Origin of the sequence: Peribacillus sp. NJ11 (assembly GCF_030348405.1) — a bacterium.
GTDB lineage: Bacteria > Bacillota > Bacilli > Bacillales > DSM-1321 > Peribacillus.
Map to the genome: position 1 here is coordinate 4,377,682 of NZ_JAUCFO010000001.1, position 12,233 is coordinate 4,389,914.

Sequence of the window (12,233 nt, forward strand, 5' to 3'; positions counted from 1 at the left end):
ATTGATGTATCATTAAAAAAGAGCGGGCAGTTGTTTCATTAATGTATATACGCCCATTAACGCCATGACGATTACCACAAATACACCTGAAATCGTCAACCATAAAGGATGTTTATAATCACCCACAATATTCTTCTTATATGCCGCAATTAAAAGTGTACCAAGTGCAATTGGTAAAATCAGACCATTAATTGCCCCTACTACAAGTAGTACTTTAACCGGTTGACCAATTAATAGAAAGCAAATGGTCGATACGACTATAAAGCCAATGATAATCCAGTTAGCCTTTTTATTTATTTTTTCGCTGAATGTTCTGATAAACGAAACGGAAGTATATGCAGCACCAACTACTGATGTGATTGCTGCAGCCCACATGACGATACCAAACATTTTATAACCTACATTTCCAGCAGCAAGTTGAAAAACGGATGCCGCAGGGTTTTCTGAATCAATTTGCAAGCCTTTAGATACAACACCTAGAACTGCTAAAAATAATGCAACTCGCATAACTGTGGTTATTAAAATACCCATTACTGAACTCTTTGTTACTTGTGGCAGTGCTCCGACACCTTTCACTCCTGCATCCAATAGACGATGACCGCCAGCAAATGTAATATAGCCACCCACAGATCCTCCAACTAATGTAACGATTGCGATAATATCAATCTTATCAGGTGCAAATGTCTTCACAACTGCTTCTCCAACTGGAGGAGCAGTTGTCCATGCAACATATATCATCAAGCAGATCATAAAAATGCCTGCAATTTGTGTAAAGCGGTCCATGGCTTTTCCTGCTTCTTTTACTACAAATATTAATACTGCAATAACTGCACTAATTGCTGCTCCAGTTGTTGGGGAAATTCCAATCATCGCATTTAGACCAAGTCCAGCTCCTGCGATGTTCCCTATATTAAATGCTAGCCCCCCCATAACTATGAGTGCCGCTAGAACATAACCTAGTCCTGGAAGAACCATGTTTGCAATCTCTTGTCCTCGTTTTTCAGATACAGCAATAATGCGCCATACATTTGTTTGTGCAAAAATATCAAGAATAACTGAAATAAGGATAACAAACCCAAAACTTGCTGCAAGACTTTGGGTATAAACAGTTGTCTGCATTAAAAAACCTGGTCCTATGGCTGATGTTGCCATAAGAAATGCTGCACCTAGCAATAAGGTCCTGTTAGTTTTTGGCTTAGAATGATTTTTTTTCGGGTCAGTTGAATTCTTGATTTGCTCCAATGGAATCTGCCTCCTAGATGTTTGTGATTTTATTTAGAAATAGACTTAACTGTAATTTCAGATATTTCTAAGGATTTTTTTACATGACGAGCAAAGGTTAAAGCATGTGCTCCGTCCCCATGAATACAAATTGTATCTGCCTTTAAAGTCACATCAGTTCCTTGCTGTGACAAAACCTTTCCTTCTTTAACCATTCGAATTACTTGTGCAACAGCATCATCATCATTTTCTATCATTGCATGCGCTTTCATACGAGAAGTCAAAGAACCATCTTGTTGATATGTCCGATCTGCAAACACTTCACTAGCCGTTTGTAATCCAATGGTCTGTCCAGCACGTATTAATTCACTGCCCGACAAGCCAAATAAAATGAGCTCAGGATTAATTTTGTATACAGCTTCAGCTATGGCAAGAGACAACTCTTTATTCTTTGCCGCCATATTGTACAAAGCACCATGTGGTTTAACATGTTGCATATTCCCGCCTTCAGATTGCAAAAAGCCATTTAATGCTCCAATTTGATAGACAACAATATCATAAGCTTCCTGTGGTGAAATATTAATATTGCGGCGGCCAAAACCTATTAAATCTTGTAATCCAGGGTGGGCACCAATTTTTACATCTTTCTCTAAAGCAAGTTGAACCGTTTTTCTCATAACGGTCGGATCGCCCGCATGAAATCCACAAGCAACATTGACAGATGTTACATAATCCAAAATCTCTGCATCATTTCCAATTCGATATGTGCCAAAACTCTCTCCTAAATCACAATTCAAATCAACTGTATTCATTGTAGACTCCTCCTATTTACAGAAATTTCGAACAAAAAAAACTATAAATATGTAGATAAAAAAATAAGTATTTCACTTTCATTAAATTCCGAAATTCGGAATTTGTGTTTCATATTTCGGAATATTCTTATTCTAGCATGTTTTTTTTATTTCGACAATACAATTGTTAGCTAACCTAACATATGTTTATGTATTTTTTCATTTATCTTGAATATCATTGATGTTTACTTCTAATATTATCTTTGATTAAACAGAAGATTATGTACATAGATGTAATATCAATAAACCGGCAAAAACATATACTAAACCTTTTTTTGCTGATAAAAAAAGTCGTTGATTCCTATGATAAGGAATCAACGACTTTAATTTTCATTCTATATGTTGGTTCAAGTTAAACTTGCGACTTTGTATTTTCATTACTATGGCGAAATATCTTTTCAAGTCTTCTCATTTTTAATTAAATCGATTTATAGAAAATAGTGAGATATCATTCTCACTTTTACCTGAAATAATAAGGTCACTTAAAATCTCTCCAATAACACTGCTGAATTTAAAACCGTGTCCAGAGAAACCCGCTGCTATAGCAATGTGTGGGTAATAAGGATGTTTATCCACTATAAAATGCTCATCAGGGGTCATGGTGTAGATGCAAGTTTTCCCATATTTCATTTTTTGATCAGTAGGCATATATTTCCGTAAAAACTTCACCAAATCTCCCTCATCTTCATCCAATTCACCAAAACCCTCAATATAGCCATCAGGATTTATACGGTTTCCTCCATCATGTCTCCCTATTTTCAATCCAGAACCATTTATACTAGGAAAGCCATAGTATGTACCCACTGAAGTATCAAAAGTAAAAGCTGGAAAATCATTATGATTATATAATTTCTCATTTGCATGAAACCAGGCAAATGTTTTTCTAATGGGTTCTAACGGCAGATGTAAATCTAACATCGCCAGTATTTTCGGGGCCCATGCCCCAACTGCAACCACTAAAGATTCTGAGTGGAATGTCTGTTCATCCGTTTTAATCGTGACCCCATTGCCATGAACAACTATCTTTCTTACCTCGCTGTTTACAATGATGTCGGCACCATGGGATTTCGCAAGTTGTTGATACGCTCTTAAGCACTCTTCACTTTTCAACACGCCCGAAGTCGATTCAAAGCACCCAATGTAGTCTTCTGGCAGTGTTATTCCAGGCCATCTATCATGAATTTCATGTGAATCCAAGATTTTCATAGGTAAACCATATTCCTTTGACCCCGCTTTCACTTGTTTAATGAAATCCGAATTGTCGCTTCCGGCATTCAGGACCCCTGTTGGAAGGAATAATTGTTTCCCCGTATCTCTTTCCAATTCACCCCATAGCTTTTGGGATTTAAGTGCCAAAGAAATATACTCCCTGCCTTCACCATAAGCATGTCTAATAATTCTTGTTGCCCCGTGATGGCTGCCCTTATTATGGGGAGGAGCAAAGGAATCTATTAATAATACTTTTTGTCCACTTTTTGATAGATAATAACCTGAAGACATACCCATAGATCCAGCTCCAATTACAATTACATCATAGTGCATCTTACATCCCTCCTCCTTTTAATATGATCCTTCATATTAAAAAAAGGAAGCCATTACCTTATTAAATAAAGGAAAACAGCTTCCATATGGTTTTAGAACTCTATTTCCCCGATCGCCATTTCAACGAGCTTCACTATTTCACCTTCATGAATTTGCCTATGAATCGCTTCAATGTCAGGATGGAAAAAGCGATCTTCTTCAACCATCGGCACTTCGCTCCGAACTAAATGATATACCGCCTCCGTAGCCGGTGACGGTTTCAAGGGTAGATGAAAATCCATCGCTTGTGTTGCCATCATCAGTTCAATGGCTAAAATATATTCAAGTTTCTTCGAAATCCGATAGGCTTTCTTCGAAGCGAAATAGGCAAAACTTATCACGTCTTCTTGATTTGCGCATGTAGGGATATTATCTATTGTGGCTGGATGCGAGAGCACCCTGATTTCATTTAAAAGCCCGGCAGCTGTATATTGTGGAATCATGTAGCCACTATTTAAACCTGGATTAACCACTAAGAAATTAGGTAATTCACTAAGGTGATGGTTTACAAGGCGATCTATTCTGCGTTCTGTTATTTTTGCTAAGTTTGCTAACGCAATGGAAATCGTATCCGCGTATATCCCAACAAATGACCCATCAAAATTCCCAGCCATTAGTGCAATTCCATCTTCCTCTTCCGGAAAAATCAGAGGATTGTCACTTACAGAGTTCATTTCATTCTCAATTGAAACAGCAGCGTCTTTCAATACTCTTTTTATGGCTCCATGGACTTGTGGAATGCATCGTAAGCTAAGTGCATCTTGTAATCTATGTTCCTTGTAAGTATCAATGATTTGGCTGCCTTCAAGAATCCTTGTTACATTTCTGGCTGTCTTAGCCTGTTCCTCATGTTTTTTCAATGCATGTGGACGGGGATCAAATGCTTTTATTGTACCTTTTAGCACTTCTAATGACATAGCTCCCGTAATGTCCGCGGTTTTTGCTGCTTGCATGCTATTGTATAAAGCCAGGACAGCCATCGCAGTGACGGAAGCAGTTCCGCTTATTAAAGCAAGTCCTTCCTTACACCCAAGCGTAACTGGCTTCAATCCAGATTGTGCTAACGCATCCTTCCCCGGAAGAAGCTCATCATTGTACCACGCCCGTCCCTCCCCGATCACCAATAAGGACATGTGGGCTTCAGGAGACAGATACCCCACTGACCCCTCACCTGGAACATAGGGAAGTATATCGTGATTTAACAGTGAAGCGATAAGCTTTAAAACTTGTAAACGGACCCCTGAATAACCCTGGCCTAAATTCACGAGTATCATCAATTGAATGGCTCTTACGACTTCTTTTTCAAGAGGTTCCCCTACTGAAACAGCATGTGAACGAACAATATTCCGTTGAAGGGTTTCTGCGTCTTGTGGAGAAATCACTTCTGTCATATTACTGCCAAAACCTGTCGTTACACCGTAAATCAATCTATTATCTTCTAAAAACTTTTCTATTAAGCTTCGTGATTTATCCACCCTTTCACAATATACCTCAGTGAAAGTAACTTTTGCACCATATCTTGCAACCGCTATTATCTCTTCGATTGAGACTGCACCATCACCTAGTGCAACCTCTTTAATATCTTTAGGATGTAAAAAATCGGTCGTTATCATCCTTACACATCTCCTCACCTATGACTCATCAAGAAGGAGAAAAAAAATTTGGTCCTTCTCATTTATTAACTGGAAATTAATCTTATGTTATTTTCTTATTTTCTGTAAAGGGAATATCGGTTCCCTTCGAAAAGTTTCCCGCTTCTAGCAAAGGGTCACTTGCTTCATGCAAAGAAAGATTCTTCGTTTCAGGTGCCCAGGCTATCGATACGATCAAGCCAATCAGCAGAATTGCTGCCATTCCTGCCATTGAAGCACTTAATCCAAATGAACTTAAAGAAACAGGCAGCAGAAATGTTCCAATCGCAGAACCAATTCGACTAATTGCCGTAACCATACCTATTCCAGACCCACGAATCTCAGTTGGAAAAAGCTCTGCTGGGTATACTAATGTAAGGTTTGATGCTGCTGACATGAAAAAAGTAAAGATCAAGAAGGCTATCAACATTAAGAATTGAGAACCATTGTGTAAGAAGCTGAGTGAAAACAATGAAACGGTAAGTATCGTGAAAGCCCCGATGGTAAATCCTCTACGAGAAAATTTTGCAAGCAACCAAAGACCAAAAATTGCCCCAACAAGCAAGAATAGATTTAACATGGTATCGGCAAAAAAGTTTTGTTCAAAACCCATTGTACTTAGTATGGACGGAAGGAAAGTGTAGATTGCAAAGTATGGAATAACAAGAGTTAATTTGAATATTCCACCAAAAGCCGTACGCTTACGAAGCTTTTTACTGAAAAGTCCACGAAATCCCAGAGTCCTTTGATTTTCAGTGCCAGTAATCGTTTCTCCCATTTCAACGTTTGATCCAAGGTGTTTTTTTACAATCTGGCGAGCTTCTTCGACACGCCCCATGCTGACAAGCCATCTTGGTGATTCAGGGGTTCCTATTCTTAAGATTAAAACCAGAATAGCGGGAATAGCAGCACTAACAAGCATCCAACGCCATGAGTCTGAACCAACCTGTCCCAGGTAATGACCAACAAAGTTTGATGCTACATATCCAAGCGTCCATACTACGTTTATAGACGCGAGAAGCGAGGAGCGATACTTTTTTGGTGAAAACTCGGCGAGTAAAGTCGTACCGACAGCGTAATCTCCACCAAGTCCAAAACCAATTAACAAACGTAAAATGAAAAGCTCTTCTGGACTACTAACAAAAAATTGTAAAAGAGTAGCAACCGTGATAAGTAAAAAGTTTACGAGAAAGATTTTCTGTCTGCCTACACGATCAGAAAGTCTTCCAAGTATTAAAGATCCGGCAAACAGACCGATTAAAGCGGAACTGCCGATCAGTCCTGTCCACATAGCATTCATGTTCATTTGAGGCCCGAATACTGTCAATGCCATCGCAATGATCCCAAGGGAATAGCCATCACAGAAGCTTGAACCGAATGTAAGTCCAGCAATTCGAAAATGAAACTTATTAAATGGGGCATCGTCTATAGTGAATTTTTGTTCGTTCAAAGAATCCCCTCCATTTTTTGATTTATCAGATTTATGTATCAAAAAACTATTACTGTAATACTCCGGCAGTGTCCCTGAAATTAAATGAACAGATTTCAGTTCCACTAAATAATGATATTTTACTGACTTTACCTAACAAGGAATGTACACCTGCATGCATGTTAGAAATTAATTTACAGTTAGCTTTTCATTTTATGATTAAGCTTAATACTAAAAAGAAAATCCAGCAATGAATTATGAAATAATAATCTTTCTATAATTTATTTCATATTTTTCTACCTTTTTTGTCTTTTAAGCTATGAATATATAGTTTCTCTTCTTAATTTTAAGATTCAACTAACCATAAATCATTGAAATAAATGACTTCACTAAGGATTTTACAGCCTTCTATTACCTCGAATTTTTCCCTAGCTTCCTTTTCTGAGGTAAACTCAAACATTTTTATGCCATTTTTCAAATGGATAGTGATTATCCACATAAAATTCCCTCCACATGGAAGATTCATTTCCACGATTTACTTAAAATACTTTCATTAAATCTCACTGTAAAGCAGTAAAGTATTTAACGCTGGCAATGGGTAGGATGATAAACCACCATCCTACGATTCAGCACCATTACATTTGATAAATACTTCTAAAAGCCCATTCCATCCCCTGAATTTTTCAGCGGATGGAATGGGTAGACATTGATTAAGAATCGAGGTCGTATCTTTTTTTAGTGATTTTTAAAGGCCCGTCAGGCTTTTGGAATCATTCTTCACTCTATCATTCACAACTTGAACACCGTTTTTCCATACAGTCTTAACGTGATTAACCCCAAACAAATATTGCAATTCCTGATAGTTTTCAACATTCCATAAAACGACATCCGCTTGTTTTCCTACTTCAAGCGAACCTATCTTTTCTTGTCTGTTGATTGCACAAGCAGCATTGTATGTTGCCGCCGTAAGCGCTTCAGCAGGGGTAAGCCGCATCGAGATGCATGCCAGATTCATGACAAGTGGCATAGAAGTCGTCGGTGAGGATCCGGGATTGCAATCGGTAGAAATGGCAACAGCTACACCTTCATCAACCATTCGGCGTCCTGGGGCCGCATCTTCTCTTAAATACAAAGCTGTGGCTGGAAGCAAGCAGGCAATGGTTCCTGACTTAGCCATGGCTTGAATTCCCTCTTCGGAAGCCTTTAATAAATGCTCAGCTGAAATCGCCCCTATTTTGGCAGCTAGTTCCGCTCCCCCGTATGGCTCAATTTCATCGGCATGAATTTTAGGGATCAAGCCGTACTTTTTCCCCGCCTTTAAAATCCGCTCTGATTGTTCAGGGGTAAAAACCCCCTTTTCACAAAATACATCATTGAATTCAGCAAGCTTTTCTTCAGAGACGATTGGAAGCATATCATTAATCAGATGATCGACAAATTCATCCTCACGGCCTTTATAATCCTTTGGAACCGCATGGGCTCCCATAAAGGTAGGAACTAAATCAATCGGATGCTCTTCCTGTAACTTCTTCATCACCCGCAACTGCTTCAATTCGGTTTCCAAATTCATTCCATAACCGCTTTTACCTTCTACTGTAGTCACGCCATGAGCGAGAAACGAATCAAGGCGTCGTTTGGTTTGTTCCATCAACTCTTCTTCACTTGCTTCCCTGGTCATGCGGGTGGTTGCATGAATGCCTCCACCTCCATTCATGATGTCCATATATGTTGCACCTTCAAGACGCATTTCAAATTCACGCTCACGACTCCCGCCATATACCACATGCGTATGGGGATCAACAAGCCCTGGTGTCACCAAATGGCCAGAAGCATCGAAAACTTCAGCTTCATGCATTCTATCAGCATAAAGTTCTTCCAATTCCTTGGTCGTACCTACAGCTTGAATCAAACCAGACTCCATCCATATACTTCCATCTTTTATCAAACCAAGCTCCGACATTCCCTCTTTGGAACGAGGACCTTTCCTTTCAGAGGTAAGGGTGGCAAGTTGAGCGGCATTTTTTATCCAAATTGGTTTTGTCATTGTTTATCAATTCCTTTATCAAGCATCGGGATATTAATACCTTTTTCACGAGCTGTTTCCTCTGCCAGTTCATACCCTGCATCAACATGACGCACTACGCCCATCCCAGGATCCGTTGTCAACACTCGCTCAATCCTTGCTCCTGCTTCTTTTGTGCCGTCTGCCACAATTACAACACCTGCATGCATGGAGTAACCCATTCCTACGCCGCCGCCATGATGTACGGAAACCCAGGTTGCACCGCCCACTGCATTCACCATTGCATTTAAGATAGGCCAGTCAGCCACTACATCGGAACCATCCTTCATGGCTTCCGTTTCACGATTCGGCGAGGCGACAGAGCCTGAATCCAAATGGTCACGCCCAATCACTATTGGTGCCTTCAATTCACCGCTTGCAACCATATCATTGAGGATTTTACCAAAACGGGCGCGCTCCCCATAACCAAGCCAGCATATGCGGGAAGGCAGACCTTGGAACTGAATTTTTTCTTGAGCCATTCTGATCCAGTTACATAAATGTTCATTATCAGCGAATTCGCGTAAAATCGCTTGGTCTGTTTTATAAATGTCTTCTGGATCACCAGATAAAGCCACCCAGCGGAATGGACCTTTACCTTCACAAAATTGTGGACGGATATAAGCTGGAACGAAGCCTGGGAAGTCAAAAGCATTCTCTACCCCTTCATCTTTCGCAACTTGACGGATATTGTTGCCATAATCAAACGTCACGGCTCCTTTTTCCATCATTTCAAGCATCGCTCTTACATGTTTGGCCATTGAAGCTTTAGAGAGTTTAATATACTCTTCTGGATTCGCATTCCGTAATTGTGCAGCTTCCTCCATTGACATACCAGATGGTGTATATCCATTTAACGGATCATGGGCGGAAGTTTGATCTGTCAAGACATCCGGAATAAAGTTTCTGGCGATCATTTCAGGAAGAAGATCGGAAGCATTCCCAATCAAACCAATCGATAATGCTTTTCCTGCAAGTTTTGCTTCTTTGGCTAAACGAATGGCCTCATCCAAAGAATCCGTTTTCACATCGGTATAACGAGTCTCAATCCTCCTGTCAATTCTTGTCTCATCTACATCGATCCCGATACAGACACCACCGTTCATCGTAACTGCTAGCGGCTGTGCTCCTCCCATTCCGCCTAAACCTGCCGTTAGAGTAATGGTGCCTTTTAACGAGTTATTGAAATGTTGTTTTGCAAGCTCGGCAAAGGTCTCGTATGTACCCTGGACGATTCCTTGAGAACCAATATATATCCAGCTGCCAGCTGTCATCTGCCCATACATCATCAATCCCTTTTTATCAAGTTCATGGAATGTTTCCCAGTTCGCGTAAGCAGGGACGATATTTGAATTTGCAAGCAGGACACGTGGTGCATCCGAATGCGTTTTAAAAATGGCCACCGGTTTCCCTGATTGGACCAATAAAGTTTCATCTTCTTCAAGCTCTTTTAGTGATTTGACGATTGCATCAAAGCATTCCCAGTTACGAGCTGCTTTCCCAATCCCTCCGTATACCACCAAATCTTCTGGACGTTCAGCGACTTCAGGATCCAAATTATTCATTAACATTCTAAGCACTGCTTCTTGTTGCCATCCTTTTGTATGCAATTCTGTTCCAGTATAACGGATAACCTTGTTTGTAATCGTGTTCATTTTCATTTCCCCCTTGTTTTTGTTATATTTTCATTCTATAAGAAAAATTCAGAATAATTCATTATAATTTAATGATTATTTTATAAATTATTTCAAGTTTTTGTAGTTAACTTTATTTTTTTATGAATAATATTGAAAATTATATTGTTATGAAATAAAAAAGGACGATTCAATATTACTGAATCGTCCTTTTTATAATCCAGACCGATAAGCTGATGGAGTACAAGCTTCAAGCAGTTTGAATTTTGCATTAAAATAGGTCTGATGTGAATAACCGGCTAATTGTGCGATTTCCTCCAATGATAAATCCGTTTCCTTTAATAGGCGTTTAGCTTCCCTAATTCGAACTTGATGCAGCGTATTGCGAAAAGACTCGCCGGATTCAGCCGCAAAACGACGGCTGAGTGTGCTTTTATTGACACGCAGAGTATCTGCACAGGTCGATAGATTCCACTGGGAATCCCAATAGTTGGACTCGATCAGCTCTCTTGCTTTTTCGCTAAGAGTGCGTGCTCCTTCCTGTAATTGCCCGTGATCCTGAAGGAGCAAATGGGTGGTGAACGTATGCAGTTCTTTTACTATTTGATGAATGACTGGTTTATGTACGATTTGCTGAAATACATCATAGTATATTGCTTCTAGAGACGCATTTTGCAAGTTGTATGATTTCATATGCCTTCGGATCTGTGCGAGTACGCTTGTAAGGCGAATACGAACGATTTCCGGGTCAGGGTATGGTTGTTGAAAAGTTAGGAATTCACGTTCGATCCAGTTCCTGATGGCTTTCGCATCCCGTCTTTCGAGCATTTCTATCCAAAGCCTTTGTTCAAGAGGAGTGAGGAATGGATCCATCTCTTGAGGGGAAGTTTGTTGACTTTCCGCTAAAATGATATCATATCCATCGAAAAAGATTTGCCTCGTAAATTCACGTGTTTGCTGGTACATCCTTTTCAAAGACTCATCAGGCGTTGCCACTTTTATTATGATGGCAAGAGGCTCATCCATTCTTTCTTTCCAGTGAGCCAGGAACGCTTGATATTCTTCCTTATATACATCAATTTCCTTTGTTTCCTGGACGCATAAAATAAAATCCGATAAAGCGAATATTTGATGCTTCCCAGTAAAAGAATATCGTTGCAGTTCATCATATACTAAAGGGAGGGCCCTATTATCAGGTGTCAAAAATGCCACCATGGTTATTCGACTATCATGCCTCCGGTCTGTCAAGAAGAAATCTGGATAACCAATATCAAGTGTATTCTCTTCATCCATGGTGCTTGTCGAGGAAAAACCTTGACCATTTCTTAATTGAAAACGCAATTGTTGGATATGCTTTACCAAATCCGCTGAAGAAAAAGGACGGAATAAAACATCATCCGCTCGAAAACGTAAGGCCCGATAAGCTGTTTGAAAGATTCGCTCAGATGAAATCCCTAACCAACGAATTCCCCTCCGCTTTAACGAAGCGCCCATCGCCTCACTTTCATTCGTCCAAATATCCATATCTAAAATGACGAATTCCGGATGCTGATTGCGCATGCCCTTTTCAAATTCTTCAATCGTTTTCCATAGGATCAGTCGGACTCCCGTAAGGTGGGATTCAACTATCCAACGAATTCCTTGAGCCTCTATCTCATCTTTTGCCACCAAATGAATTTCCACATCATCACCCATTTCTCTCGCTGATATCCTTTTCATCGAATAAATGTGACGTTTGAAAGAAAAGGAATCCCTGTTCTTTACAAAGCAACTTGCATCTCCTCTCCATTCTAATCCTGCCGAATCCTTCAAACAAGTCATATT

9 protein-coding genes are annotated in these 12,233 nt (G+C 39.8%); all 9 read right to left on the reverse strand.

Annotated features, from left to right (window positions below; genetic code table 11):
* Positions 1-12: 12 nt before the first annotated feature.
* Entirely contained in the window at positions 13-1,152 is a 1,140-nt protein-coding gene (locus tag QUF86_RS21475; protein WP_289318402.1) for an NRAMP family divalent metal transporter, read from the reverse strand.
* 119 nt (positions 1,153-1,271) lie between these two features.
* Positions 1,272-2,033, reverse strand: coding sequence for a 5-oxoprolinase subunit PxpA (gene pxpA / locus QUF86_RS21480; RefSeq protein ID WP_289316707.1), 762 nt, complete (start codon positions 2,031-2,033; stop codon positions 1,272-1,274).
* Between the two features lie 453 nt (positions 2,034-2,486).
* A complete protein-coding gene (gene solA / locus QUF86_RS21485) occupies positions 2,487-3,614 on the reverse strand; it encodes an N-methyl-L-tryptophan oxidase (RefSeq protein WP_289335580.1) in 1,128 nt (375 codons plus the stop codon).
* 92 nt (positions 3,615-3,706) lie between these two features.
* Positions 3,707-5,266: a histidine ammonia-lyase gene (gene hutH / locus QUF86_RS21490; protein WP_289335581.1), complete on the reverse strand. Its 1,560-nt coding sequence runs from the start codon at positions 5,264-5,266 to the stop codon at positions 3,707-3,709.
* Positions 5,267-5,348: 82 nt separating this feature from the next.
* The gene (locus tag QUF86_RS21495; protein ID WP_289316710.1) at positions 5,349-6,734 is read right to left on the reverse strand and encodes an MFS transporter; all 1,386 of its coding nucleotides are present in this window, start codon (positions 6,732-6,734) and stop codon (positions 5,349-5,351) included.
* A gap of 325 nt (positions 6,735-7,059) precedes the next feature.
* A complete protein-coding gene (locus tag QUF86_RS21500) occupies positions 7,060-7,212 on the reverse strand; it encodes a hypothetical protein (RefSeq protein WP_289335583.1) in 153 nt (50 codons plus the stop codon).
* Positions 7,213-7,458: 246 nt separating this feature from the next.
* Positions 7,459-8,757: an imidazolonepropionase gene (hutI, locus tag QUF86_RS21505; RefSeq protein WP_289335585.1), complete on the reverse strand. Its 1,299-nt coding sequence runs from the start codon at positions 8,755-8,757 to the stop codon at positions 7,459-7,461.
* Positions 8,754-10,430 carry a urocanate hydratase gene (hutU, locus tag QUF86_RS21510; protein ID WP_289316713.1) on the reverse strand — a complete coding sequence of 559 codons (1,677 nt, stop codon included), beginning with the start codon at positions 10,428-10,430 and terminating at the stop codon, positions 8,754-8,756. The genes hutI and hutU overlap by 4 nt, the downstream gene beginning before the upstream one ends.
* 192 nt (positions 10,431-10,622) lie before the next feature.
* Positions 10,623-12,230 (reverse strand): helix-turn-helix transcriptional regulator, encoded by a 1,608-nt coding sequence (locus tag QUF86_RS21515; protein WP_289335588.1) that lies wholly within the window; start codon positions 12,228-12,230, stop codon positions 10,623-10,625.
* Between the last annotated feature and the right edge of the window lie 3 nt (positions 12,231-12,233).